This window comes from uncultured Sulfitobacter sp., assembly GCF_947500075.1.
In the GTDB taxonomy this organism is placed as follows: Bacteria; Pseudomonadota; Alphaproteobacteria; order Rhodobacterales; family Rhodobacteraceae; genus Sulfitobacter.
Map to the genome: position 1 here is coordinate 77,376 of NZ_CANMQS010000002.1, position 25,890 is coordinate 103,265.

Below are 25,890 nucleotides of genomic sequence, written 5' to 3' on the forward strand. Positions count from 1 at the left end.
GATGACGACTGACGCAGACATAGCAGAGATCATTAAGCACCTGCCCAAGGCATATTTCACTGAGGATGACTCAGCCGATGTCGTCACAGGGCAAAATGTGAATGCCAAAGACGCCCGCCTGAAGAAAGCTATGGAAATCATCACGCGTCATCTGCACGCGGCGATCAAAGAGATCGAGCCTTCCCAGGAGGAGTGGATGAAGGCGATCCTTTTCCTCACTGCGACGGGCCACAAAAGCGACGACTGGCGACAGGAATTCATTCTGTTGTCGGATGTGCTCGGCGTGTCAATGCTGGTCGATGCGATCAATTCGCGTCGCCCCAAAGGCGCGTCCGAGAATACTGTTCTGGGACCTTTCCACGTCGGAGGCACACCCGAATATGAGATGGGCTTCAATATTTGTTTGGATGGCAAAGGTGAGGATATGGTTGCCCGCGGCCGGGTGCTGGATGTCGATGGCAATCCACTTGAAGGGGTCAAGATAGATGTCTGGCAAGCTAATGACGAAGGCTTCTATGACGTTCAGCAAAAGGGCATCCAACCAGACTTCAACCTCCGTGGTGTTTTTCGCACTGGGGCCGATGGCACCTATTCGTTCAAAGCCGTGCGCCCGCAGCATTATTCCATCCCTGATGATGGGCCAGTCGGAGAGTTGCTCTATGCCCTTGGCCGGCATCCCTATCGGCCTGCCCACCTCCACTACATCATCGCCAAAGAAGGCTACGACGAAGTAACGACCCACATTTTCGATCCTGATGACATCTACATCAATAACGATGCAGTTTTTGGAGTGAAGGAAAGCCTGATCGCAGAATTCGTGAAGGTCGAAGACCCCAAGAAAATTGCTGAAATGGGTTTTGAAGGGCCATTTTATTGGGATGTTGAATTCGATTTCGTTTTGGCACCAAAAACTTAGGAAATGACGACGCCTTGCATCATATGTGTCGCCATTACTGGGTCTCTGCCGCGAAAGGCAATGAACCCCGCAGTGCCGATTTCGGTATCCGAACAGATCGAAAGCACCCAAGAGGCATTCGAGGCCGGGGCCACAATTTGTCATGCACATGTTCGCAACGGGGACGAGACGCCATCCAGCGATCCAGAGAAGTTTGCGCGGTTAAAAGAGGGCATTGAACAGCACTGTCCCGGTATGATCGTGCAGTTTTCAACGGGCGGTCGTTCTGGTGCGGGCAAAGACCGTGGCGGTATGCTGAGCCTGCGTCCGGACATGGCCTCGTTGAGTGTTGGCTCGAATAACTTTCCGACCCGCGTCTATGAAAACCCGCCTGATCTGATCGATTGGTTGGCCGCTGAAATGCGCGCCTATGACATCAAACCTGAAATCGAAGCATTTGATCTGAGTCACATACTCAAGGCGGCCGAGATGCACCGGGCCGGTGCCATCGCCGGAACACCATATGTGCAGTTTGTGATGGGTGTAAAAAACGCAATGCCCGCGGATAGGCGAGTATTCGACTTCTATGTCGAAACAGTCACGCACCTCTTTCCAGGTTCGCCTTGGTGCGCCGCCGGTATCGGGCGGGAGCAGGCAATATTGAACGATTGGGCGATTGCGGCTGGCGGTCACGCCAGAACTGGTCTCGAGGACAACATCCGTCTGGATCGCAACACATTGGCCCCCTCCAATGCTGCGCTCGTTCGAAAAACTGCAGAAATCTGCGCGATTTACGACCGCCCAATCGCAACGCCATCCCAAGCACGCAGCATTCTCGGCCTTAGGCCGGTTTGAAAGGAAACTCACATGCCTGACACTGATACTCTCGACAATGAAGCGCGCAGCTCAGCCGCAGCGTTTCAAGCCCGCAACCTTTTAGCGGACGAAACGACGCTGCAACTGCTGTTTACCGAAGCCCGCACACATTACGGCTGGCAGGATCGCGACGTCAGCGAAGACACTCTGAAATCGCTATATGAAATCGCAAAAATGGGCCCGACGTCGATGAACCAGCAACCGATGCGGGTGATCTTCGTGCATTCAGAGGACGCGAAGGATCGGCTGGAGCCCGCGCTTTTTGAAGGTAACCGGCCAAAGATGCGTAGTGCTCCGGTAACCGCGATCATCGCCTATGATCTGAACTTTTGGGAGGAACTGCCAAACACATTTCCACCCAACCCAGATGCACAGGAGATCTTCAAGAACAATGCAACTGCAGCGCAGGTGAACGCGTTTAGAAACGGCACTCTGCAGGGGGCATATTTCATGTTGGCTGCGCGGGCCGTCGGGTTGGACGTCGGCGGCATGTCTGGTTTCGAAAATGCCAAGGTGGACGAAGAATTTTTCCACGGCTCCTCGTTGAAATCCAATTTTCTGGTGAACTTGGGATATGCCGATACGTCGAAGATCTTCCGAAGATTACCTCGCCTCGATTTCGAAACCGTTTGCGAAACAATCTGAGTGGAGAACGAAATGGCAGAGCCGACGATCACAAAGGACGACATCCTGAAAGCCACTCAAGGCATGCTGCAAAAGCAGTTCTACGTGGTTTCCACGAGCCCAACTGATGGGATGGAGCCTGTCATGGCTGCCTTGGAGGAGCATTTGGCCTTCTTGGTCAAGCTTGGCCAGGATGGGATCCTTTTTGGTGCAGGACCTCACTGGGCCGATGATGAGCACAGCTGGCACGGCGAAGGCATGGTGATCCTTCGCGCCGACAGTCTTGCGCATGCCACTGAAATCGCGGGCGAAGATCCGATGCACTCAAGTGGAGCACGGAAATTCACGGTGCGCCCATGGCTACTTAACGAAGGCGGAATGAACGTTCAATTCGATTTTTCGACTGGCATCTACACCGTTACTTGAAACATCTTAGGGAGGAAAAAATGAAAAATCTCATTTCAGCCGCAGCGATCTCGCTCGCCGGCGTTACAGCACAAGCAGAAACTTACGAACTAACGATGGCATCAAGTCATCCGACAGTGCTGCCGTGGGTTGGCCAGTTGTCGACATTGGTTGTCGCTGAAACCAATAGCCGCCTCGAAGCTATGGGCTCCGGAGACAGGGTTGAATGGACAGAAGCCTACGGTGGATCGCTTTATGGGTTCAAGGATACGCTGGAAGCTGTCGGCGACGGTCTGACCGATGCTGGCTGGGTGGGCACACTTTGGGAAGGGTCGAAAATGCCCCTTCAGAACATGACCTACTTCACACCGTTCATATCGGATGATCTCGTCGCGACATTGCAGATCATGAACGAACTGCATCGTGAGTTGCCGGAGCTTCAAGCCGCCTGGGATGACCAGAATGTCGTCTTTCTCGGTGCCAGCGGAGTCGAGACCTATCACCTGATGACCAATTTTCCGGTGAATTCTATTGCGGATCTGGAAGGGCGGAAGATTCTTGCTCCAGGTCCATCCGCGAACTGGATCAAGCATCTGGGTGCGGTGCCCGTCAATGGTGCGCTTCCGACTTACTACAATCAGGTCCAAACCGGCGTGGCCGATGGCATGGTCATCATCTTGACCGGCGCGTTTCCGAACAAACATTACGAGGTCGCGCCATATGTGACACTCGTCGGCTTGGGAGCTCAAATGACGGGTGGGCTTGGGATCAATAAAGACATTTGGGAAGGCTTGTCTGGCGACGTTCGAAAGGTCCTGACTGAACTCGGCGAAGAATACACAGTGGCTCACGCCCAAGAGGTGATGGCGCGTTACGACAGCTTCCTCGCGAAACTTCCCGAAGTTGGCGCCACGGTAACCGAGCTTCCTGCCGCGGACGTTGAAGCGTGGGCTTCAAATATGCCGAACCTTGCCGGGGAGTGGATCGCCGCAAACCAATCAGACGGCGCCGATGCAGTGCTCGCCGCATACATGGAGAAGGTCCGCGAAGCCGGGCTTGATGCACAGATCGACTGGGCATCCAAGTAAAGAAACGGGGGCGCACAATGCTGACTTCAGCTTCATTTCGCCACGGAACGAACAAGACGGTAGGCGCAGTCTCTGCGCTTACCGGATTTGTCAGTGGTGCCGCATCCATCTGGATTTTCTGCCTCATGATCCTGATTTGCTCAGACATCATTGGGCGCTCCATTTTCAACGCGCCGGTTCAAGGCGTTGCAGAAATCGTGGCCAATTCCATCGTTGCAATTGTTTTCTTGCAGGCGGCACATGCGTTGATGTGCGGTCGCATGACCCGAACAGACATCCTGGCGGGTTGGCTGGAAAAAGAACGACCTTTCTCTGCCGGTGCAATGCGCATCGCATTTCACCTCGCTGGCTTTGTTGTCTTTGCTCTTATCGCGCAGGGTACGTGGCCAAAACTTGTCGACGCTTGGGTCGAAGGGGAGTTCTTTGGGGCGCAGGGCGTTTTTACCGCGCCGGTTTGGCCCATCAAGGCGTGCCTCTTTGGTGGTTCGTTGCTGACTGCGTTGGCATTTGCGGTTCAGGCGCTGAATGATTTGAAAGAGGTTGCCAACTCAGGCCGGTTGTCGCCCCTTCGCGTCAGACACTCAGTCATCACCAAACCAAAGGGCTGGCCGTATCTGATTGCTTTCGTGACGGTTGTTGTCATTGGCTATGCAATTTTCTGGGCTGACCTGGGCCGTATAGAGGTCGGATTGGTCGCCATTGGTTTTATGCTGCTTCTCATCTTTTCTGGAGCCCATATCGCGGTCGTTTTGATCCTTCTTAGTTTCCTTGGCATCTGGCTGATCCGGGACAACCCGACAGTGGCGATGCGGTCACTCGCCCTCGCTGCAGATGGGGCTATCAACCGTTATCTGTTTGGCGTGGTGCCATTGTTCGTGCTGATGGGGCTGATTGTCGATGTGGCTGATATCGGCAAGGATGCCTACCGCGTCGCGGCATGGCTCCTGCAGCGGATTCGCGGCGGGCTGGGTATTGCGACTGTGGCGGCGAATGCTGTCTTTGCGTCGATTACCGGGATCTCCATCGCGTCAGCAGCTGTATTTTCCCGGGTGGCGGTGCCACAGATGGTGGCCAACGGGTACAGCAATCGGTTTGCTTTGGGCGTTGTTGCCGGTTCATCGGTGCTGGGAATGCTCATCCCTCCCAGTCTTTTGCTGATCATCTATGGCGTCTTGGCTGAACAATCGGTTGGAGCTCTTTTCTTAGCGGCAATCGTTCCGGGTGGTATTCTGGCCTTGGTGTTTGGCGTCGGCATTTACCTGATGGCCGTTATTCGACCGAAATCCGTCATGCAATCTGAACGGCCTGTGACCATCGAAGGCGAAACGTGGGTCACGGCGGTGCAAAAACTGCTCCCAATCGCGGCGCTGGTGGTGATTGTGCTGGGCGGCATTTATTCGGGGTTCTTTACGCCAACAGAAGCTGGCGCCGCAGGAGCCGCGGCCGCTATTCTTGTTGCCCTCGTAAAGCGAAGCCTCACATGGGCCAAATTCTGGCGTGTGCTGGTGGATACAGGTTTGGTTTCTGTCTCGATTCTGATGCTGATCATCGCTGCGTCAATGTATTCACGTATGTTGACTCTTTCGACGATCCCGCAAGAGACCACCCAGTTCTTTGCTGGAATGGGACTCAGCTTGATGGGGTTCATGATGATCTATCTGGTGCTTGTTATCATTATGGGCATGATTCTGGACAGCACGTCGATCATGCTGATTTTGCTTCCGCTGTGCCTTCCGATTGTGACCGAACTTGGCGGTGATCTGATTTGGTTTGGGATTGTCACCGTCATTGCCGTTGAAATTGGGCTGCTGACACCACCGTTCGGACTGACTGTTTATGTGGTGAAGGCCACCATCGCGGATCGAAGTACAACTTTGGGTGACATCTTCGCTGGCACTTTCCCTTTTGTGATCATGATGACGATTGTCACTTTGCTCCTAACATTCTTTCCAGCATTGAGCTTGTTCTTTGAATGACCGCTTTTCACGCCGCAAAGCGGCGTCAAAAATAGTGCAGCCGCAGTGATTCTTTCGCTGCACGCGCACGCAGCGCAAAAGCTGAATTGACAGGTTGGGCTCAAACCTGCCATCCGACAGTTTCAGTCGGCCTCATGCACCTCTCTTGCTGCCAACGATCTCGGGTGTGCGGGGCGAAGCTGCCTTTCGCGGCACCGCTGCACACACTAGAGTATCAGTATGTACAGAATGAAGCCCGGGAACAAACAGGACCCGGAACGCAGATGGGCGCTCCCCGATAGGGTCTTCTTCGGGAATGGGGCCTGTCACATCCTTGCTGGCGTGTATTTGCGGCAGGCTCATCTTCCAGCATTCTATGCAGAACGCATTGTCCCAGGCAAGGGCTTTGCCGGAAATCACATATACGTCACGAACGGTACATTGGCCTTTGATTATCACGGCTATTCTATGCGCAATCGCTTGGTCCGCTACTATACGAACAACTGGGCTGGCGCGTATTCAGAAGGGTGGAATTGCCGTCTGGAACGGGTGGACTTTGATCTCCTCTGCACGGCGGACCTGAACGAACGGAAAATGTTGGGACCAGACCAATACAGGTACGACCCGGTTGAACGAGCAAGGACCTATCTGGCCAGGATCAATCACGATAAAGCCTCCGCGAAAGCGATGCTTGACTGGCAATAGGTCGTGTCCCATTGACCTCCCTCCAGCCCCCCCAAACACCCACCTTGCCGCCGCACGATGTGCGTCTGGTGAGCGCTTTGGCCCCCAAGCCGCCATCCGCCCCTCTGTGGATAACTCTCAATCTATCCACAAAATGTCGAGTGGACCCGCTAAATATAGCGTTCCTGCTTCACAGGCCCCAAAATCTTGCTTACCGTCGCGGCAGGGCGCAAACGGGATTCGCCTCCCGCGCGCTATACTGGGGAACGAGAAAAAGGAACGAAGCAGTGAGACACACACTCTCCAAAACTGCGCGTGCCGTGGCAGGGGTGGCACTGGCCGCAGCACTGTCCATACAGGCACCAAGCGCACAGGCACAGACACCCTCGCAGGAGGGCCGGGACAAAGGCATCTACACACCCACCATCTGGGTCGACCCGGACGGCTGCGAGCATTGGGTGATGGACGACGGCGCCGAAGGCTACATGACACCGCACACCAACCGTCAGGGCATTCCGGTCTGCCGCCGGGGCAATGTCTGCGGCGTGATGCCGTCGGATCAGTTCTTTGCCACCGACAGCTACCGCATCCACAAAAAGGGCCGCGCGCGTCTGGCGGAGTTCTTCAAGACCACCGGTGCTGTATCCTACATCATCACCGGCCACACCGACAGCCGTGCCTCTGATGAATACAACATGCGCCTGAGCTTCAACCGCGCCACAGCGGTGGCCAAGATCGCCAACGCATCGGGCGCCAGGATCGCGGATGTCCGCGGCTACGGCGAACGCCTGCCAGCGGCCACCAACAGCACCGCCCACGGCATGGCCAAGAACCGCCGCGTCGAAATCATCTGCATCCGCTAAGGGGACCTGAACGTGATGAAAACCAAGATATTGCTGATCACAGCCTGTGCCTTTGGCCTCAGCGCCTGTGCCGACTTCGAAGGCGGCCTCGGACGGGGCTACCCCTCTGACAAGACCGTCGACCGGGGCTTTGACAAAAAGCACCTCAGCCAGCTTCAGGCCGGCATCTGGGTCGATCCAAACGGCTGCGACCACTGGATCATCGACGATGGCGTCGAAGGGTATCTCTCCGCCCGGCTGGACAAATACGGCAAGCCAGTCTGCTCTGGCGTGGCACCGCCCACACAGACGGTTGGTGATTTCAAAGGCGGCTCTTCCGTCCGGGATCCCAACTGATTTGCCATACCTGGGGGCAAACATCTGCCCAGGAAAGCCCACAAACGGGGCCGGCGTGTTGCACATGCCGGCCTTTTGCGTTTTCTCCCCCCAAAAGGGGGCTACACGACTCAAGCCCGACACCCTACATCAAGCGCTTCAACCAAAAGGACAGTGTTTTGCCCGCAGATACCGCCATGACCGGCACACCCGTGCCCCCGAAGGTTCTGGAATTTCCCGACAACCGCCTGCTGATTGACCTCTGCGGCGCCTATGATGCGCATCTGGCCGCCATCGAAAAGGCACTGGAGGTGCAGATCGTGCGGCGCGGCAATCAACTGTCGGTGATGGCAGAGGATGAAGCGGCGCAGGCGCAGGCCGAGGTGGTGCTGAATACGCTCTACACCCGGCTGGAATCGGGCCGCGCGGTGGAACCGGCGGATGTGGACAGCCTGCTGCGCATGGGCACCTCCGCCGAAGACACCGGCAGCCGCGCGGGCGACCAGATCGAAATGCCCATCGCAGGCGGCGTCGAAATCCAGACCCGCAAGAAACGGGTGGAGCCGCGCACAGCCGCGCAAAAGGCCTATGTGCAATCGCTCTTCGACAATGAACTGGCCTTCGGCATCGGCCCTGCGGGCACCGGCAAAACCTATCTCGCCGTCGCCGTGGGCGTGAGCATGTTCATCGGCGGCCACGTTGACCGGATCATCCTCTCCCGCCCGGCGGTGGAGGCGGGCGAAAAGCTCGGCTATCTGCCCGGCGACATGAAGGACAAGGTCGATCCCTACATGCAGCCCTTGTATGACGCGCTCAATGACTTCCTGCCGGGCAAGCAACTGGCCAAACTCCTGGAAGACAAACGCATCGAAATCGCGCCGCTGGCCTTCATGCGCGGCCGGACACTCTCCAATGCCTTCGTGGTGCTGGATGAGGCGCAGAACGCGACCTCGATGCAGATGAAGATGTTCCTGACGCGCCTTGGCGAAGGCTCGCGCATGGTGATCACCGGTGACCGCACCCAGATTGATCTGCCGCGCGGCACCCAATCGGGGCTGGCAGATGCCGAACGCCTGCTGAAAACGATCCCCAAGATCAGCTTCAACTACTTCACCTCCAAGGACGTGGTGCGCCACCCGCTGGTGGCAGCCATCATCGAAGCCTATGAGGCGGATACGGGAAACACCTGATGCACTGGCGTCCACCTTCCGCTCCCCGCGCAGCCCCTCTACAATCTCCCCCTTCACAGCCGGTGCCCGCAGACCTGTCGTCCTCACCCGCGGGCCCTGTCCGGACCACCGGCCTTGCCCCTCTTTTTGGCCGAAAATATCCCTCCGCAACAGCCGCGCCGAACGGACCTTCAGCCGGTAAAGCGCTGGTGTGATGGACAACCTCGACATTGTGGTGGAAACCTCTGCCTGGGAGAGCATCGACCTTGAACCGCTGGCCGCGACGGCCTGCGAAACCACCCTGCGCTTCCTCGCGCTGCCGCCTGACCTGTGCGACGTCACGATCCTCGCCTGCGACGACGCGGCGATTGCAGCACTGAACGCCACCCACCGCAACAAACCCACGCCCACCAATGTGCTGAGCTGGCCCGCCGCAGAACGCGGGGCGGCGACACCGGGCGGCGCGCCGCTGCCGCCAACCCCCGATCCCGATGGCACGCTGCCCCTCGGCGACATCGCGCTGGCCTATGAAACCTGCGCGGCTGAGGCCGAAGAGGCGGGCACGCCGATGAGGCACCACACCACACACCTGATCGTGCATGGGGTGTTGCATCTTCTGGGCTATGATCACGAAACCGACCCCGATGCGGCTCTCATGGAAGGGCTTGAGGTCAAAATACTTGGCAAAATGGGTCTCGATAACCCATATAGGGTTTCACAGGCAGAGTGACTGCCTCTTAACAAGCACAGGACCCAATGGGCGACACTGACGATTCTTCTGACGCAGCGCGGGGCGCGCATGCGGATCAGACACACCCGGATGACGACACAGCGGACGACAGTCCGGCGCCGCAGGGCGGCTTTTTCTCTCGGGTGATCGGGGCGCTCAGCCCCTCGGACACGGAAAACGACAACGAATTCACAGCGGCCCCCGTGGACCGGCTGGGCGCACGCGGCATGGCCAACCTGCGCCGGATGCGGGTCGATGACGTCTCTGTCCCCAAGGCGGACATCATCGCAGTGTCCCTGACCACGGACATGGATGAACTGGTGTCGGTCTTCAAGGAAAGCGGGCTGACCCGCCTGCCGGTCTATGACGGCACGCTCGATACACCCGTCGGCATGGCCCACCTCAAGGATCTGGCCCTGCAATACGGCTTCAACGGCAAGCCGAGGAACTTCGATCTGCAAAAACTGATCCGCCCGCTGCTGTTTGTGCCCCCCTCCATGGGCATCGGCGTGCTGCTGACCAAGATGCAGGCCGAACGCCGCCACATGGCGCTGGTGATTGACGAATACGGCGGGGTCGACGGCCTTGTGACCATCGAAGACCTGATCGAACAGGTCATCGGAGAGATCGAGGACGAGCACGACATCGACGAAGGCATCTACTGGACGCAGGAAAAACCCGGCACCTATCTGGCGCTTGCCAAAACCCCGCTGGAGGATTTCGAAGCGGAGATCGGCCATTCCCTGACCGACCACGACGACGTGGACGAGGAAGAGATCGAAACGCTCGGCGGGCTGGTCTTCATGCTGTCGGGCCGGGTGCCTGCGCGCGGCGAAGTGGTGCTGCACCCGGACGGGCCGGAATTCGAAGTGATCGACGCGGATCCGCGCCGGATCAAACGGCTGCGGGTGCGCACGACCGTGGCGCAAGGATGATCCGCACCCTGCGCGGCTGGCAGCTTGTTGCGCTGTCGGGCCTCGCGGGGGCCGTGGGCGCCTTCGGGCAGGCGCCTTACAATTTTCCCGCATTGATATTGGCCGCGATGGCTCTGGCCGCCTTCCTGTTTGAAGACAGTGCCACGCCGCGCCGCGCCCTGCTGGTGGGGGCGGGCTTCGGCTTTGGCTATTTCGCCCATGCGCTGCAATGGATCGTGTCGCCCTTCATGGTGGATGTGGCGCGCCACGGCTGGATGGCCCCCTTTGCGGTGGTGTTTCTGGCCGCAGGCATGGCGCTGTTCTGGGGCGGGGCGTTCTGGGCCGCGCGGCGGCTCGCGCCTGTGCGCTGCTGGCCGCTGATCCCCTGCTGGGCGGGGGCGGAGCTGTTGCGCGCCTATGTCTTCACCGGCTTTCCCTGGGCGTCGCCCGCACAATCCACCGTTGACGTGCTGGCGGGGCAGGGGCTGGCCTGGGTTGGCCCGCATGGGATGAACACGGCCTTGGTGGCCGCTGCGGTGATGATCGGCACCTCCGCGCCCTGGCCCTTGATACGCCGCTATGGCCAAGGGGTTTTGGCCTTTGTGCTGGCGGTCCCCATGGTGCTGGGCATCGCCCGCCCCGATGCCGCCCTGACCGACCACACCCTGCGCCTCATCCAGCCCAACGCCGCCCAACGCGACAAATGGGACCCAGACAAAATCCCGGTCTTTTTCCAGCGCCAGCTTGATTTCACCGCCCGCCCGCCCGCCGCGGGCCAGCCCACGCCCGATCTGGTGATCTGGCCCGAAAGCGCAATCCCCTGGTCCCTGCACCACGCCGAAAGCGCACTGGATGAGATCGCCGCCTCGGCGGGGACATCGCAGGTCGCCCTCGGCGCGCGCCGGGTGGAGGGCAACCGGATCTACAACGCGATGGTGGCGCTCGCACCGGACGGAGCTGTGGCGGAAAGCTATGACAAACATCACCTCGTGCCCTTTGGCGAATACATGCCCTTTGGCGATCTGCTGGCGCGCTTTGGCATCCACGGTCTGGCGGCGCGCGACGGGAACGGATATTCCGCAGGCCCCGGCGCGGCGCTGATGGATTTCGGCCCGTTGGGCCGCGCGCTGCCGCTGATCTGCTATGAGGCGGTCTTTGCCCATGACGTGAACGCCGCCCCTGAGCGGCCTGCGTTCCTGATCCAGATTACCAATGACGCATGGTTCGGCCGTGCTGCTGGCCCGCGCCAGCATCTGGCCCAGGCCCGCATGCGCGCGATTGAGCAGGGCCTGCCGCTGGCGCGTGCGGCCAACACCGGCATCTCCGCGATGATCGACCCCTACGGGCGTATTCTGCGCGCGCTGCCGCTCAATGAGGCAGGCTTTGTCGATGCCGCATTGCCCGCGCCGCTGCCGCCCACGCTCTATGCCCGCACGGGTGATCTGCCGATCACCGCCGCACTCCTCCTCGCGCTGCTTGTCGCAGCTGTGACGCGGCGCCGCGACGTTTAGACGTTGACCTGACGAATCCCCCCGGATAAGCCCAATCCACATCGCCACAACGGCTTCCTGACGTGGCGCGCATGTTTATCAGCTGGAGCACTTATGTCCCGTCAAAACTATGTCTTCACCTCGGAATCCGTGTCCGAGGGGCACCCGGATAAGGTCTGCGACCGCATTTCCGACGCCGTGCTGGATGCCTTCCTTTCCGAAGAACCACAGGCCCGTGTCGCAGCAGAGACCTTTGCCACCTCCGGCATGGTGGTCATTGGCGGGGAGGTCGGCCTGTCCGATCAGGACCGGCTGAAAGACTACATGGGCCGCATCAGCCAGATCGCCCGCGACTGCATCAAGGACATCGGGTACGAGCAGGAGCATTTCCACTGGAACACTTGCCACGTGCTGAACTTCCTGCACGAACAATCCGCCCATATCGCCCAAGGGGTCGATGCCTCCGACAACAAGGACGAAGGGGCAGGGGACCAGGGGATCATGTTCGGCTACGCGGTGGATGAAACGCCGGAGTTGATGCCCGCCCCCATCCAGTATTCCCACGCGATCCTGCGCCGCCTGGCCGAGGTGCGCAAAGACGGCACCGAACCGACCCTGCGCCCGGATGCCAAAAGCCAGATCAGCCTGCGCTATGAAGACGGCAAACCGGTGGAAGTCACTTCCATCGTGCTCTCCACCCAGCACGAAAGCATCGACCAGACGTCGGACGACATCCGCGCCATCGTGGAGCCCTATATCCGCGAAGTGCTGCCTGCGGAATGGATCACGGAGGCCACCGAATGGTGGGTGAACCCCACCGGCACTTTTGTCATCGGCGGCCCGGACGGCGATGCAGGTCTGACCGGGCGCAAGATCATCGTAGACACCTACGGCGGTGCGGCCCCCCACGGCGGCGGCGCGTTTTCGGGCAAGGACCCGACCAAGGTCGACCGCTCTGCCGCGTATGCGGCGCGCTATCTGGCCAAGAACGTGGTGGCCTCCGGCCTGGCCCGCAAATGCACGATCCAGCTCAGCTATGCCATCGGGGTCAGCAAACCCCTGTCGATCTATTGCGACACCTTCGGCACCGGGCAAGTGCCCGAAACCGCGATCGAGGCGGCTGTGGCGCAATGTATGGACCTCACCCCGCGCGGCATCCGCGAACACCTGCAACTGAACAAACCGATCTATCAGCGCACCGCGGCCTACGGCCACTTCGGCCGCGCGCCGGATGCGGATGGCGGGTTCAGCTGGGAAAAGACCGATCTGGTGGATGCGCTGAAAGCCGCAGTGTAATGCGGCGCGGCCTGGCGGCGGGGCTTCTGGCGGCAGGCCTGGGGCTCTGCCTGTCCCTGCCTGTGGCCGCGCAGGATGAACAACCGTCCGGCAGCCCGCAGAAAGAGGCACCAACCGCCACACCAGACAGCGCAGCAGACAAAGCGCCCGACACCTCCCAACGCTACCGGGTCGACGGCACCAGCCTGATCTTCGACACCGTCGCCAAGCTGGAGGGCAAGGAACGGGGCGTGCGCGGGTCAGACGTGAAAGCGCTGCGCAACCTGCTGCGCCGCCACAGGGGCATCACGGTGCTGGAACTGGAATCTACGGGTGGCAATCACTACGCCTCCATGGAAATCGGCGCGCTGGTGATCGACTTTGGCCTCGACACCCATGTGCGCAACATCTGCGAAAGCTCCTGCGTGACGATCTTTCTGGGCGGCACCAACCGCACGCTGGCGCGGGGCGGGCGGCTGGGCTTTCACCAGCTCTACTGGACGCCCGATGATGTTGAGGAATACTACAAGGACAACAAGGAATGGGGCGAATGGGACACCCCCTTCGATTTTGCCTCATGGATGTATCAGGACACCCAGACCGAAACCTTCAACCGGCTGAGCTACATGATCAACCGCGGCGTTGACCCGACCTTCGCGATCCAGAGCCTGCGCAAACCCGATGCCTCCATGTGGCGCCCCTACCGCGCGGTGCTGCTGGCCGCAGGCGTGCTGACCGAGTAACCGCGCCGCCCGCGGTCCGCAGATCCTGCCGCCTGCACCTCACTCTCCGCACAGCCGCCTCTTCCAAATGGTTCAAAAAACCCTGCCAGAGGCTTGAAATCTGTACCACATCACCCGCTGCCTGAACCACAGGGCAGCGGCCTCCCACCGCCCTCAGCCGCCCCTTCCAAATGGTTCAAGAAACCTCGGGCGTATGAGGGTGGAAAACCCTCATCCCGCCGCCCCCCGTGGCGGCGGCACAGCGCATGCCCCAAGCGCGACGCAGCGGAGGTTCCCCGCAAGCCTGGCCCCCGCGCCAACCCGTCTCAATGCAACGGTCTGCGAAAGGGAGAGGGAGGCCTGCGGGGGGCTGACGGGTCAGGCGCTGCCACCGGGGCAGGCCCATCCGGCACCGGCTCCAGATCGGCAAAGAGCGTTTTGCCCTGATGCCGTTCCAGCGCCAGCAGGAAATGCCACAGATCCATGCAGCTTTGCTCAATCGCCTGCCGGGGCGTGGTGCTGTCCATCCCGGCAGCGTCGGGCAAGGCCCGCACCTGACGCATCATGCGGCTGAGCATGGGTTTGATGTCGCGGGCGCATTGGCCTGCAAAATGCGCCAGCACCGCTTCGACTTCCGCCCGCCGGAAGGTCTGGTTTTCCAGCTTTACCGCCAGTGCGGATTTCTGGAGCGCATTGGCCACCGCGCGCTCGAACGTGGGTTTGGTCAGTTCTTCCTTGGTCAGGTAATCGCTGCATCCGTCCTCGATCGCGCGCCGGGCAATGGCATCATGGCCCTGTCCGGTGACCATCAGGATGCCGGCCGTGCAGTTGCGCGCCGACATCCGCACCCGCGCCAGCGCATCAAGACCGGTGCCGTCAGGCAGTTGATAATCCAGCATGATCAGATCGAACCGTGCCGCCTCAAGCGCGGTGTCGAAGGCGGCAAGGGTGGCGGCATTGGTCACCGCGCACTTCTGCTCAAGCCCGGAACAAAGCCGCGCCAGCCGGTGCCGGTCAAACCGTTCATCATCCAGGATCAACACATGGAGCGGCGTCAACTGCGGGTCCGGGGCCGCGCGCAGGGCAGGGGGCATGGGCAAGGGTCCTTTTGCGTCTCACCCCCCCGTGGTAGCGGGCAATCCCCTAACACCGCGTGAACACGTGCCGGTTGCCGCTGTGGGACGGGCGCGCTAAAGGCGGCGCATGACGCATGATACCCCTGATCCCGAACGCCCCCGGCGCAATTTCTATGGACGCCTCAAAGGCAAGACGCTCAAGGCGTCCCAACGGCGCTATCTCGAAGAGGACCTTGCCGCCCTGTCCCCCGGTGCGGTCAGCTGGGAGGACAACCCGGCCCGCAGGCCGCTGGATCCGGACGCCCTTTTTGGGGGCAAGCCCGTCTGGCTTGAGATTGGCTTTGGCGGCGGCGAGCATCTGGTCCATCAGGCCGCTTCCAACCCGGATGTCGGCATCATCGGCTGCGAGCCCTATATCAACGGGGTGGCGATGCTGCTGGGCAAGATCCGCCGCGCCGGCGTGGAGAACCTCGCCGTGCACCCCGGCGACGCGCGCGACCTGTTTGACGTGCTGCCCGAAGCCTCGGTGGCGCGGGCGTTTTTGCTTTACCCTGACCCCTGGCCCAAAACCCGCCACCACCGCCGACGGTTCGTGACCGAGGAACATCTGGTGCCGCTGGCGCTGGTGATGCAGCCCGGTGCGCTGTTGCGGGTGGCGACGGATATTGAGGATTACGTGCGCCAGACCCTGGAAGAGGTGCCGCGTCACGGGTTTGAATGGCTGGCGGAGCGCCCTGCGGATTGGCGGGAGCCCTGGGATGACTGGCTGTCCACACGCTATGAGCAGAAGGCGTTGCGCGAAGGCCGGGTGCCGCATTATCTGACGTTCCGGCGGATGCAGGCCTAAGCATTGAGCGGGCAAGCCCGCGTTTGATTTCATGAATTTCGCTGAAGCGAAATTGGACGAGGCTCTGCCTCGTGCTCCGGGATATTCATGGAGAAAAGATGGGGGGCGGCGGGGGCTTGGCATGGACGCCTCTGTTGGGCTGCGGTAGAAGCGGCGGGAAAGAACGGGGAATGTTATGTCGAGCCATGGTGATCCAATTCCGATGACATCTGCGGCCTGTGGGCCGCTCACAGGGGTGGCCGAAGTGCCGGGGGACAAGTCGATTTCCCATCGGTCGTTGATCCTGGGCGCGATGTGCATTGGTGAGACGACCATTGCGGGTCTGCTGGAGGGGCAGGATGTGCTGGATACGGCCAAGGCGATGCGCGCCTTTGGGGCGGAGGTGAGTGATCTGGGCGGCGGCAATTGGTCGGTGCGCGGGGTTGGTGTTGGCGGGTTTGCGGAACCAGACGGGGTGATTGATTGTGGGAACTCCGGCACCGGCGTGCGGTTGATCATGGGGGCGATGGCGACCTCGCCAATCGTGGCGACCTTCACGGGAGATGCGAGTTTGAACGGGCGGCCGATGGCGCGGGTGACAGATCCGCTGGCATTGTTCGGCTGTCAGGCGGTGGGGCGCACGGGTGGGCGTTTGCCGATGACGCTGGTGGGGGCCGTGGAGCCTGTGCCGGTGCGCTATGTGGTGCCGGTGCCTTCGGCGCAGGTGAAATCGGCGGTTCTGCTGGCGGGGTTGAATGCGCCCGGTCAGACTGTTGTGATCGAGGCGGAAGCGACACGGGATCATACGGAACGGATGCTGGCGGGATTTGGTGCGGAGATTTCTGTGCAGGAGACCGAAGAGGGGCGGGAGATCACGCTGACGGGGCAGCCGGAGTTGCGCGCTCAGCAAATTGAAGTGCCGCGTGATCCGTCTTCGGCGGCCTTTCCGGTTTGTGCGGCGTTGATTGTGCCGGGCTCCGATGTGCTGGTGCCGGGGATTGGGCTCAATCCGACGCGGGCGGGGTTGTTCACCACGCTGCGGGAGATGGGGGCGGATCTGGCTTACGAGAACGCGCGTGAGGAAGGCGGGGAGCCGGTGGCGGATCTGCGGGCGAAGTTTTCGCCGGGATTGAAGGGCATTGAAGTGCCGCCCGAGCGCGCGGCTTCGATGATTGATGAATATCCGGTCCTGTCCGTGGTGGCGGCCTTTGCCGAAGGGCAGACGGTGATGCGCGGCGTCAAGGAATTGCGCGTGAAGGAAAGCGACCGGATTGATGCGATGGCCACCGGGCTGCGCGCCAATGGGGTCGAAGTTGAAGACGGGCCGGATTGGTGGATCGTCAACGGTTTGGGGCATGGCAATGTGCCCGGAGGCGCTGTTTGTGCCAGCCATCTGGATCACCGGATTGCGATGTCGTTTCTGATCCTCGGCATGGCGGCCAATGCGCCGGTGAAGGTGGATGATGGCGGGCCGATTGCCACGTCCTTTCCGATCTTTGAGCCGCTGATGGGGGCCTTGGGCGCGCAGGTGAGCAGGGACCGCGCGTGAACGGGTTCACTGTCGCCATTGACGGGCCTGCGGCCTCGGGCAAGGGGACGATCAGCCGGGCTGTGGCGGAGGCCTTTGGCTTTGCGCATCTCGATACCGGGCTTTTGTACCGGGCGGTGGGCGCGCGGGTGTTGGAGGGGGTGACGCCCGAAGATGCTGCCCGCGCGCTGGTGCCGGAGGATCTGGAGAGCGATGCCCTGCGCACGCCGGAGGTTGCGCAAGCCGCCAGCCGGGTCGCGGCGGTGCCGGAGGTCCGGGCGGCTTTGGTGGATTTCCAGCGCACATTTGCAGCGCGCGCAGGCGGTGCGGTGCTGGACGGGCGCGACATTGGCACGGTGATCTGTCCGGGCGCGCAGGTGAAGCTCTTTGTCACTGCCAGCCGGGAGGTGCGTGCGCGCCGCCGCTGCGCGGAGTTGCAGGGCAAGGGGCATGATGTGACGCTGGAGGAGGTGCTGGCCGATGTCACCGCGCGGGATGCGCGGGATATGGGCCGGGCGGATGCGCCTTTGCGCGCGGCGGCGGATGCGGTGGAGATTGACACCACCGACATGAAGATTGCCGATGCGGTTGCGGCCGCTGTGGCCCTTATCAAGGCCAAGCGGGTGGATCATTCCTGATCCTGCTGTCCGGGGGGCATGGCCCGTCGATCCAGAGCATATGTCATAAAGGAAGCGGCGCCGCCCCGAAGGGAGGGTCGGTGATCCTGACCGGGAAGCCCGGTAATGCGCGTCTTGCAGGGGTTGGGGTATCCCCAACCGAATAGACCCGTTTGCCCCGCATGTGTCAGACGCAGGGCTTGGTTAACCAAGACCGAGGTATAGAGGGATCGTGTTAAGGTTTCCTGACCTGATCGCGCGGTGCTCACCCAAAGGTGCATGGTTTGAAACATGGATTGGGACTACCTTTGGGGTAACAAAGGAGAGCCTGATATGATCCGTTTCCCTCTGATGCCGCTGACGGCTGCTGCCTTGATGGCGCTGGCCTCTTTCAGTGCCAGTGCCCAGACCACCCCGACCGAAGAGCCACCCGCTGAGGTCCTGCCCGAGGTTGGGCCGGAGGCCGAAGGGCCGATGACCATGGCGCGGCTGGGGGAGATTGTGCTGGCGCTGGACCCGGACGCGCGCGCACAGGGGCCTGCGATTGAATTCACGCTGGATGATATCCCGGTCATCGTCATTGCGGATGCCCGCGCGGATCGGATGCGGGCGATGGTGCCGATTGCCAGCGCCGACGGGTTAAGCGCGGCGGACTTGATGCGGATGATGCAGGCGAATTTTGATAGCGCGCTGGATGCGCGCTATGCCGTGGCGAACGGGCGGCTCTGGGGGGTGTTCATCCACCCGCTGTCGCCACTGGAGAAGGATCAGTTCCTGTCGGGGCTGGTGCAGACGGTGACCGTGGCGCGGACCTATGGCACGGCCTATTCCGGTGGCGCGCAGATCTTTGGCGGGGGCGATACCAACGGGATTTACCGTGAGTTGCTGGAGGAGCTGAAGAAGAAGGGCGAGGCGCTTTGACGGTCTGAATCCGCCGGAGCCGTGTCGCAAACCGGGCAGAAACACGCCGCATCGCGCGGGCAGGGTTGAGGGGTGATCCCAAATCCCGGTGAGGCCCGATGAAAGACCCCAAAGACGACGCCCCGATGAGCCGGGAGTGGCACTACTTTCCTGACCTGCCACTGGCCAACCCGTCGATTTTTCAATGGCCACCCGATCCGCGCTTTCTGCTGGGCTGGTTGCGGCGCAACTGGCTGACGTTGAGCGAGCGGGTGATGATTTTGGTATTGGCCATGGTGCTGTGGCTGGTGGCCTATCCATCGCTTGAGACGGCACAGACCTTCGCTTTTGGCTGGGTGTTTCAGACCTGGGCGGTCAACATGGGGATGATGATCACCATCGCGGGCGGGCTGCATTGGTATTTCTACATGCGCCGAGGGCAGGGCAAGCGGCTGAAGTTCGACCCGCGCGAGCAGGCCAGGAACAACCGGCTGTGGCAGTTCTCCAATCAGGTGCATGACAATATGTTCTGGTCCCTGACCAGCGGGGTGGCGCAGCTGACGGCGTTTCAGGTGGGGGTGATGTGGCTGATGGCCAACGGCTACGCCCCGGTGATCACGCTGGCGGAAAGCCCTGTGTGGTTTGTGGTCTGGCTGATGCTGCTGCCGGTGTGGTCGGCGTTTCATTTCTATTGGGTGCACCGGCTGCTGCATGTGCCTGTGCTGTATAAACACGTGCATTCCCTGCATCATCGCAACGTCAACATCGGCCCGTGGTCGGGGCTGTCGATGCACCCGGTGGAGCATCTGCTGTATCTGACCACGCTGCTGGTGCATGTGGTGGTGGCCTCGCATCCGGTGCATCTGATCTTTCACGTGATTTATCAGGGGCCGGGGGCGGCGATGACGCATACAGGGTACGAAGATCTGCTGATCCGCGACAAGCGGCGGCTGGCCTTGGGGACATTTTATCACCAGCTCCACCACCGGTATTATGAGTGCAACTACGGCAATCAGGAGATGCCCTGGGACCGCTGGTTCGGGACCTTCCATGACGGGACGGAGGCGGGGCGGGCGGCGACGAAGGCGCGCAAGCGGGCGATGTATGGAAAGGTGTGAGGGGGGCGATTAGGCGCAAAGCAAGACGGGGTATCGTCTGTGCCGGTAAGGCGATCTGACCTTCATTCTCTGCCACTTATGGTGCGGCTTGTGTGTTTCTTCTCACTGACCCAAACAGCCTGACGGATTCGCCTGCCCAAGCGGGGCAGGCGATGGCCTGGAGGCGACGCCTTGTTCCGGGCTGGGGGGCGGGAAATGGCTGGTCTGAGCCCAATGTGACAAATGCTGCGCTGCGCACGAACGTCTGCAATCGCGATGGCGTCATCTGATCCGATAGCCGACAGGACACGCTATGGAGTTCATGAATCCGCCATCTTTGTCAGCTTGTCGATGCCCCATGTCCCGGAATAGAGTTGACGTGATGAAGTCGCTCAAATTCCTTAAGGCTACCGTTGCCGATGTGGTACCGCTCAGCGGGTTGATCCAGCGCACAATCCGCGTTTCAAATGCTAGGGACTATGGTCAAAAATCAATTGATATGCTGTGCGCGATTTTTGAACCGGAGCCGCTCGTCGAAAGACTCGAAAATGAGGCTATTCTTTTGTGTTTCTCGGGTGCCAGTCTTGTTGGCACTGTGGGGCTGAAAGGTAACTATTTGCGATCATTGTTCGTGGACCCAGCGTTTCAGGGGCAAGGTCTAGGCAAAGTGCTGGTTGCAAGAATTGAAGAAGAAGCGCGACAGAGAGCAATCCCGGAAATGATGCTTCATTCCTCACTAACAGCGCGGGAGTTTTACGCGGCTCTTGGCTATGAATTTGTGGAATTGCAATCATACCCGGAAGGGCCATTCGTCTTGATGAGAAAGCCGCTTAATGTGCGCCCGTGAAATACCTTGCGCCACGAAAGACCGGCAGTGACTTTTGCCAATGTGTTGCGGCCGTCTGTTGAAGCCTCAGGTCGGAGCAGACATTCGTTTCCGCAAGGCTGAGGGCAGCAAAGTCCGCATACCGCACACGCCCCCTCACCCCCCCCCAAAAAAAAGTGATCACCCCCACCGCACTCAATCATTGATCCCCCCGCACATTCGCGCCTAGGCTCAACCCACCCCATGAAAGGAACGCCCATGCGCCTGCTGTTGTCCCTCCTCCTCTCCGCGCTGGCCTTGCCCGCGCTTGCCGCCGACGGCACGCGGATACAGGTCAAAGGTGAGATCATCGACACCTGGTGTTATTACTCCGGCGTCATGGGCGGACCGGATTCCGTGGTGGGTTCAGCCCATCATACCTGTGCGCTGTGGTGCAGTGCTGGGGGCATTCCGGTGGGGATGCTGGCGGAGGATGGCACGGTCTACATGATCCTCAAGATGGCGGGCGACGAGAATGCCAATGGCGGCGATACGATTCTGAAGATGGCCGCCCATACGGTGGAGGTCGACGGGATGCACTATACACGCGACGGGCTGGATTATCTGGTGGTGTCGGATGTGGTCTCTGATCTGGATATCCAGAACAAGACGCATGAAGACTATGGCAACGTCCCTTCCTTCTCTATCCCGGATCCGAATTGATGAAACATCTGATAGCTTTGTTGACGCTCGCCGCCACCCCGCTGGCCGCTCAGGATTTTTCCGAAGGGTCGGGGGCCAAGACCTGGAACCTTTATGCAGAGGTGCCCGCGAGGTTCGAGGCGACCGTGGTGGACGTTCTATGTGACCTCACGGGCGATTGCCCGGAGAACTGCGGCGATGGCACGCGGCAGTTGGGCCTGCTGCGCTCTGCCGATGATGTGATGGTCTTCCCGCTCAAGAACAACCAGCCGGCCTTTACCGGCGCTGCGACGGATCTGTTGCCCTATTGCGGGCAGACCGTGACCGTGGACGGCTTGCTGATCGAGGATGAGGATTTCCCGGTCAAGAACATCTATCTGGTGCAGACCGTGACCACCGCGGACGGCACCACTGCGAAGGCCAACCAATGGACCAAGGAATGGGCCAAGGCCAACCCCGATGCCAAGGGCAAGGGCCCATGGTTCCGCCGCGATCCGCGCGTGAAGGCGATCATCGCGGAGGAAGGCTATCTGGGTCTGGGGCTGGAGACCGACGAGGCCTATATCGCCGAGAATTTCTGATGCCTCTGCTGCGCGCGCTCTGCGCGGCACTGCTGCTGGGCGGGCCCGCGCTGGCGAATGAGCCGTTCCCGCTGGCGCTGGGCGGGGCCTATGAGCTGATCGACCAACACGGCCAGACCCGCACGCAGGCGGACCCGCAGGGGCGCGCGCAACTGGTGTTCTTTGGCTACATCAACTGCCCCGACATCTGCACCGCCGCTCTGCCGCTGATGGCCGAGATCACGGATGCGCTGGCCGAGGACGGCATCGCGGTCACCCCGGTGATGATCACCATCTCCCCCGACCGCGACACGGTGGAGAGCATGGGCGCGCCTTTGGCGGCGATCCACCCCGATTACATCGGCCTGACCGGGGATGAGGCGGCTCTGGCTGCGGTCTATGACGCCTTCGGGGTGGAGATCACCCCGATCTTTCAGGACCCCGAGCATGGGTGGATCTACGCGCACGGGTCGTTCATCCATCTGCTGGACGGGGCAGGGGAGTTGCTGACCCTGATCCCGCCGATTTTGGGGGCAGAGCAGGCGGCGGGGATTGCGTTGGGGTATCTGGGGGGTGAGGTTTGTGTGATGACTTCAATTGGAAAGCAGAGAGTTGCCAGAACAGGATATTGACGAGATATGGAATGACGACCTCTTAGGGTATCGAGAGCGAGGTGATGCTTTCACCAGCCTCGTCACGTCGATTGAAGATCACCGCACCATATCAATTGAAGCAGGATATGGACGCGGTAAGACGTTCTTTCGAGAGCGATGGGCCAAGCAGCTAAAGGCTTCCGGCGAATGTGTTGTGGAGATAGACGCACGCCTGTCCGATCATTCCGGTGGCCCGGTCATTACTTTTTTGGGGGCTTTGCTTAATCACGTACCGAAAAATGATGCAGAGAAGTGGCGAAGCGCGGTTGATGTTGGAAAGAAGATCGCGGTTGGTGGCGCAAAGATAATTAGCAAAGCCGTCCTGCGTGAGGGGGCCGAAGAACTGTTTGATCAAATGTCGCCCGCGGATGGCGACGCTGGCGTGTTTGAAGAGATCGCCAAGGCAGCAGGAGAGGATCTGTCGAAAGCTGCAGGTGACGCAATTGCCAGGCAACTGTCGGCAGAGAAGACACGTCTTGAATTGAATGAGCACTTGAAGGTGCTCCATGCGCAAATCACAGCAGAGAGAGACACTGACCGTATCATTGTGCTCATCGACGAATTGGACCGATGTCATCCGGACTATGCCATAGCCTTGTTGGAGGCGATGAAGTTGGTCTTCGATCAGGACGGCTTTGTTTTCATGCTGATGGTCAATCGTGAGTATCTGGAGAACATTGCTGCGCGTCGATTTGGTGGGGCAGTTGAAGGGGAGTTCTACATCGAAAAGTTCGTTGATTTGCGGCTTAAACTGGAAGCGGATGCCGCGAGTATGGCTGCGGCTACCCACGTTCTGACCTTGCAATTGGAATTGGAGAAACCGCTAAGCGAACATCCCGCTTTCGGTGTTGAGGCTGCAGCAAAGCTTGCGCACGAGCTTGGTCCAAGATCTGGCCTTTCGATGCGGCAGATCAAGAAAACGATTGAACGTGTCGACTTATGTTGTCGGATTTACCGTAGTGAATATATAGATTTGCCATTGTTGATTTGGCTCGCATTTACGGAGGGCACGGAAGCCAATGACATTCAGTCCAAATTTGGGAAATCCACTTTTCCTCGATCGGAAATGACACCGGAGAACGGTCACCAAGTCATGGAGAGGCAAAACAGCAATAAAACAAGGGAAGGACATGGGAAATACACTGCGAAAATTGACCATGAAATCAATGCCAAATACCCAGAGTTTCTAACCCTTGAGCGGCATCAGATGCATATCCCAGATGACGGAAAGGACTACTTTCCATGGTACTGCATCTACTACTTCTTGGCACCACACTACATACCGGATCATGAAGCAATGTTGGATGCCGTTCACAGGCTTCAGGTGGACTAGAGACCAGCACTGCAACGGATGCATGTCTCCGACAACCCCACTACTCCTGCACCGCCTCCAGATACACCAACAACCCCGCCAACTCCCGCGGGGTGGGGGTCAGCACGCCGTCGATCTCAACCGGTACGAGGTCCTCGGCCATCTCCGCGCCGAACTGGGGCATGACGCGGGCGAGGTGGCCGTTTTCGGGATCGCCGTAGATGTAGCTCAATGCGCGGGCGGCGGGGAAGGTGCCGCCGTTTTGGCGGCTCAGGGTCGTCAGGTTCACAGGCGCGGTGGCAAGGTCACCCGCCGCTGCCCCGGTGCCCCGGCCATCGGCCCCGTGACAGGCCGCGCAGTTCTGCGCAAAGAACGCGGCCCCGTCATCCACCGTGGGCATCGTCTGGTTCTGACGGTTGAAATCCGTGCAGGCGGCAAGGGCCACCAAAGCACCTCCGCCTGCGATTGCTGCCATGATCGTCCTGTACATGCGCGTCCCTTTTTGGATCACTCTATGACCTGTGGTGCCCGCCGCAAGCCCTGCTTGCCCGCAGGCGGTCGGTTGCCGTCCTGTGTCGCCGCCACCGTCCCGCGCGGGCAGGGGCGGGTCACACCGGGAAATTCTCATCCTCTGCGTCGTCGCCCGCATCGCCCGGCTCCCCACCGCCGAGCCAGGCTTCGGCTGCCGCTGCGCCCGACAGGGTGAAGCTTTTGATCTCCAGCCCAGGAAAGAGCGCGCCTTCGATTTCCGCCGCGCTGCGGATCCATCCGGTGTCACACAGCACCGCGCATTTGCTGAACCGGCCGATCAGGCTGAAGAGCTTGGGCATCAATTGGAGTTCCACCACCAGCGCCCCCGGCGTCGGCATTTCGAAATCGGCAATGCGGTAGAGCATCTTGCCGCCGCTCATGCCTTCGGATTGCGCCAGCAGGGTCTCAAGGCCTGCGCGCATGGCGTCGGCATCAATTTTGCCGGTGAGGTCAAGGTCCAGTCGGTTGGCGGATGGTTTCGAGACGTTCAACATGCGTGGATTCCTTTGGCTGCTGTCCCCGAGGATGCGCGGTTTTTGCACGGGCTGCGTTGATGCAGGTCAATCTGGGGCGGATCAGGTGCGGGCCTGTGGCAGGATGCGGTGGTCTTGCTGCGCTATGTCATGGGGTACCTCATCTTCGGTGATGATGAAGCAAAACCACATGGGACCGGCAAACGCTCTGACGGTTATGGATTTTCAACACGCATCCCGGAGGGGCTTTGTCCGTCTCTGCGGTTGGGTGGTGACAGGCGGTGAGGATGTCGCGCGTGATTGGGAATGTCGGGCGGTGGAATGAACTTAGGGTGAAGCGTTTGCCTCGTCTGGAATTGCTGCTTAGTACAAGTCTTATGTTTGAACCTCCAATGCGCCATCCGACCAAAGAAGCAATTGACTTCATTGCGAACCGACTGGACTTGCCGAACTACGCTGAGATGCAGGACTGGGAATTTGAAGTTTCTGAACCGTCAGGCCTCCCTCAATATCTAACTCTTTTTGAAGAAGTGCGGGGTAGGGACGATGTGCGATTTGTTCTTGCAGACATGATCATACAGGCATTTGAGAGCGCTGATTTCAAACTTTCAGCCAACTCGGATTGGGCGGCGTTTCTGTCATCGCTCTCGGAACGCATCGACATTCACGGGTGGCAAATATGGTATTGGGCGAGTTGGGATGTCGAACTTGAGGCTGTATGGCGGGTCAGCCCAAGTATGCGGGAGTTGTGCGAGACACACTTTTCGGAGCAGGGGTAGCATTGGTCTCCTTGGCTGTCCGCTGC

General features: G+C 60.1%; 29 protein-coding genes and 1 riboswitch. Of the genes, 26 read left to right on the top strand and 3 right to left on the bottom strand.

The annotated features are described in order from the left end of the window. Position 1 precedes the first annotated feature (1 nt). The 15 genes from Q1A91_RS05280 to Q1A91_RS05350 all read left to right on the top strand — a co-directional run bounded on the left by Q1A91_RS05280 (position 2) and on the right by Q1A91_RS05350 (position 14,026). Positions 2–916 (top strand): intradiol ring-cleavage dioxygenase, encoded by a 915-nt coding sequence (locus Q1A91_RS05280; protein ID WP_299873974.1) that lies wholly within the window; start codon positions 2–4, stop codon positions 914–916. Positions 917–919: 3 nt separating this feature from the next. Beyond that, a complete protein-coding gene (locus Q1A91_RS05285; RefSeq protein WP_299873977.1) occupies positions 920–1,750 on the top strand; it encodes a 3-keto-5-aminohexanoate cleavage protein in 831 nt (276 codons plus the stop codon). A 12-nt stretch (positions 1,751–1,762) separates the two neighbouring features. Beyond that, positions 1,763–2,416, top strand: a complete 654-nt coding sequence (locus Q1A91_RS05290; protein WP_299873979.1) for a malonic semialdehyde reductase — start codon at positions 1,763–1,765, stop codon at positions 2,414–2,416. Positions 2,417–2,428: 12 nt separating this feature from the next. Beyond that, positions 2,429–2,821, top strand: a complete 393-nt coding sequence (locus tag Q1A91_RS05295; RefSeq protein WP_299873983.1) for a YciI family protein — start codon at positions 2,429–2,431, stop codon at positions 2,819–2,821. 20 nt (positions 2,822–2,841) lie between these two features. After that, positions 2,842–3,888: a C4-dicarboxylate TRAP transporter substrate-binding protein gene (locus Q1A91_RS05300; protein WP_299873986.1), complete on the top strand. Its 1,047-nt coding sequence runs from the start codon at positions 2,842–2,844 to the stop codon at positions 3,886–3,888. Positions 3,889–3,905: 17 nt separating this feature from the next. Beyond that, positions 3,906–5,864 (top strand): TRAP transporter large permease subunit, encoded by a 1,959-nt coding sequence (locus tag Q1A91_RS05305; RefSeq protein WP_299873989.1) that lies wholly within the window; start codon positions 3,906–3,908, stop codon positions 5,862–5,864. 219 nt (positions 5,865–6,083) lie between these two features. Then, positions 6,084–6,548, top strand: a complete 465-nt coding sequence (locus tag Q1A91_RS05310) for a hypothetical protein (RefSeq protein ID WP_299873992.1) — start codon at positions 6,084–6,086, stop codon at positions 6,546–6,548. Positions 6,549–6,814: 266 nt separating this feature from the next. Continuing rightward, a complete protein-coding gene (locus Q1A91_RS05315) occupies positions 6,815–7,390 on the top strand; it encodes an OmpA family protein (RefSeq protein WP_299873995.1) in 576 nt (191 codons plus the stop codon). A 15-nt stretch (positions 7,391–7,405) separates the two neighbouring features. After that, positions 7,406–7,726 (top strand): hypothetical protein, encoded by a 321-nt coding sequence (locus Q1A91_RS05320; RefSeq protein WP_299873998.1) that lies wholly within the window; start codon positions 7,406–7,408, stop codon positions 7,724–7,726. A gap of 176 nt (positions 7,727–7,902) precedes the next feature. Further along, the gene (locus Q1A91_RS05325) at positions 7,903–8,895 is read left to right on the top strand and encodes a PhoH family protein (RefSeq protein ID WP_299876116.1); all 993 of its coding nucleotides are present in this window, start codon (positions 7,903–7,905) and stop codon (positions 8,893–8,895) included. Between the two features lie 193 nt (positions 8,896–9,088). Beyond that, positions 9,089–9,604: an rRNA maturation RNase YbeY gene (ybeY, locus tag Q1A91_RS05330; protein ID WP_299874001.1), complete on the top strand. Its 516-nt coding sequence runs from the start codon at positions 9,089–9,091 to the stop codon at positions 9,602–9,604. Between the two features lie 26 nt (positions 9,605–9,630). Continuing rightward, the gene (locus Q1A91_RS05335; protein ID WP_299874004.1) at positions 9,631–10,539 is read left to right on the top strand and encodes a hemolysin family protein; all 909 of its coding nucleotides are present in this window, start codon (positions 9,631–9,633) and stop codon (positions 10,537–10,539) included. Continuing rightward, a complete protein-coding gene (gene lnt / locus Q1A91_RS05340; RefSeq protein WP_299874006.1) occupies positions 10,536–12,029 on the top strand; it encodes an apolipoprotein N-acyltransferase in 1,494 nt (497 codons plus the stop codon). Before Q1A91_RS05335 ends, lnt begins: the two co-directional genes overlap by 4 nt. Positions 12,030–12,067: 38 nt before the next feature. Further along, positions 12,068–12,119: riboswitch (SAM-SAH riboswitch) on the top strand. 3 nt (positions 12,120–12,122) lie between these two features. After that, on the top strand, positions 12,123–13,304 hold the full coding sequence (gene metK, locus Q1A91_RS05345; protein WP_299874009.1) for a methionine adenosyltransferase: 1,182 nt from the start codon (positions 12,123–12,125) through the stop codon (positions 13,302–13,304). Further along, positions 13,304–14,026, top strand: coding sequence for a hypothetical protein (locus Q1A91_RS05350; protein WP_299874012.1), 723 nt, complete (start codon positions 13,304–13,306; stop codon positions 14,024–14,026). The genes metK and Q1A91_RS05350 overlap by 1 nt, the downstream gene beginning before the upstream one ends. 305 nt (positions 14,027–14,331) lie before the next feature. Here the strand turns inward: Q1A91_RS05350 and Q1A91_RS05355 are convergent, their stop codons facing one another. After that, positions 14,332–15,099, bottom strand: a complete 768-nt coding sequence (locus Q1A91_RS05355) for a response regulator (RefSeq protein ID WP_299874015.1) — start codon at positions 15,097–15,099, stop codon at positions 14,332–14,334. Positions 15,100–15,208: 109 nt separating this feature from the next. Here Q1A91_RS05355 and Q1A91_RS05360 point away from each other — a divergent pair, with 109 nt between their 5' ends. From Q1A91_RS05360 to Q1A91_RS05405, 10 genes are all read left to right on the top strand, one after another. Continuing rightward, positions 15,209–15,928 carry a tRNA (guanosine(46)-N(7))-methyltransferase TrmB gene (locus Q1A91_RS05360; RefSeq protein ID WP_299874018.1) on the top strand — a complete coding sequence of 240 codons (720 nt, stop codon included), beginning with the start codon at positions 15,209–15,211 and terminating at the stop codon, positions 15,926–15,928. A gap of 175 nt (positions 15,929–16,103) precedes the next feature. Next, positions 16,104–17,456: a 3-phosphoshikimate 1-carboxyvinyltransferase gene (gene aroA / locus Q1A91_RS05365; protein WP_299874020.1), complete on the top strand. Its 1,353-nt coding sequence runs from the start codon at positions 16,104–16,106 to the stop codon at positions 17,454–17,456. Further along, a complete protein-coding gene (locus Q1A91_RS05370) occupies positions 17,453–18,073 on the top strand; it encodes a d(CMP) kinase (RefSeq protein ID WP_299874023.1) in 621 nt (206 codons plus the stop codon). Before aroA ends, Q1A91_RS05370 begins: the two co-directional genes overlap by 4 nt. 312 nt (positions 18,074–18,385) lie before the next feature. Beyond that, complete coding sequence (locus tag Q1A91_RS05375) at positions 18,386–18,973, top strand: hypothetical protein (protein WP_299874025.1); 588 nt, start codon at positions 18,386–18,388, stop codon at positions 18,971–18,973. A 98-nt stretch (positions 18,974–19,071) separates the two neighbouring features. Continuing rightward, a complete protein-coding gene (locus Q1A91_RS05380) occupies positions 19,072–20,070 on the top strand; it encodes a sterol desaturase family protein (protein WP_299874028.1) in 999 nt (332 codons plus the stop codon). A gap of 361 nt (positions 20,071–20,431) precedes the next feature. Beyond that, positions 20,432–20,896, top strand: coding sequence for a GNAT family N-acetyltransferase (locus tag Q1A91_RS05385; RefSeq protein WP_299874031.1), 465 nt, complete (start codon positions 20,432–20,434; stop codon positions 20,894–20,896). A gap of 237 nt (positions 20,897–21,133) precedes the next feature. Then, complete coding sequence (locus Q1A91_RS05390; RefSeq protein ID WP_299874034.1) at positions 21,134–21,577, top strand: hypothetical protein; 444 nt, start codon at positions 21,134–21,136, stop codon at positions 21,575–21,577. Then, a complete protein-coding gene (locus Q1A91_RS05395; RefSeq protein ID WP_299874037.1) occupies positions 21,577–22,137 on the top strand; it encodes a hypothetical protein in 561 nt (186 codons plus the stop codon). The genes Q1A91_RS05390 and Q1A91_RS05395 overlap by 1 nt, the downstream gene beginning before the upstream one ends. Then, positions 22,137–22,748 (top strand): SCO family protein, encoded by a 612-nt coding sequence (locus tag Q1A91_RS05400; RefSeq protein ID WP_299874039.1) that lies wholly within the window; start codon positions 22,137–22,139, stop codon positions 22,746–22,748. The genes Q1A91_RS05395 and Q1A91_RS05400 overlap by 1 nt, the downstream gene beginning before the upstream one ends. After that, a complete protein-coding gene (locus Q1A91_RS05405; protein ID WP_299874042.1) occupies positions 22,729–24,102 on the top strand; it encodes a P-loop NTPase fold protein in 1,374 nt (457 codons plus the stop codon). The genes Q1A91_RS05400 and Q1A91_RS05405 overlap by 20 nt, the downstream gene beginning before the upstream one ends. Before the next feature lie 40 nt (positions 24,103–24,142). On the opposite strand, the gene Q1A91_RS05410 is transcribed toward Q1A91_RS05405, so the two are convergent. Both Q1A91_RS05410 and Q1A91_RS05415 read right to left on the bottom strand, forming a co-directional pair. Next, complete coding sequence (locus tag Q1A91_RS05410; protein WP_299874045.1) at positions 24,143–24,571, bottom strand: c-type cytochrome; 429 nt, start codon at positions 24,569–24,571, stop codon at positions 24,143–24,145. Between the two features lie 118 nt (positions 24,572–24,689). After that, positions 24,690–25,106 carry an STAS/SEC14 domain-containing protein gene (locus Q1A91_RS05415; RefSeq protein WP_299874048.1) on the bottom strand — a complete coding sequence of 139 codons (417 nt, stop codon included), beginning with the start codon at positions 25,104–25,106 and terminating at the stop codon, positions 24,690–24,692. A 371-nt stretch (positions 25,107–25,477) separates the two neighbouring features. On the opposite strand from Q1A91_RS05415, the gene Q1A91_RS05420 reads away from it, so the two are divergent. Beyond that, a complete protein-coding gene (locus Q1A91_RS05420; RefSeq protein ID WP_299874051.1) occupies positions 25,478–25,864 on the top strand; it encodes a hypothetical protein in 387 nt (128 codons plus the stop codon). The last annotated feature ends 26 nt before the right edge of the window (positions 25,865–25,890 follow it).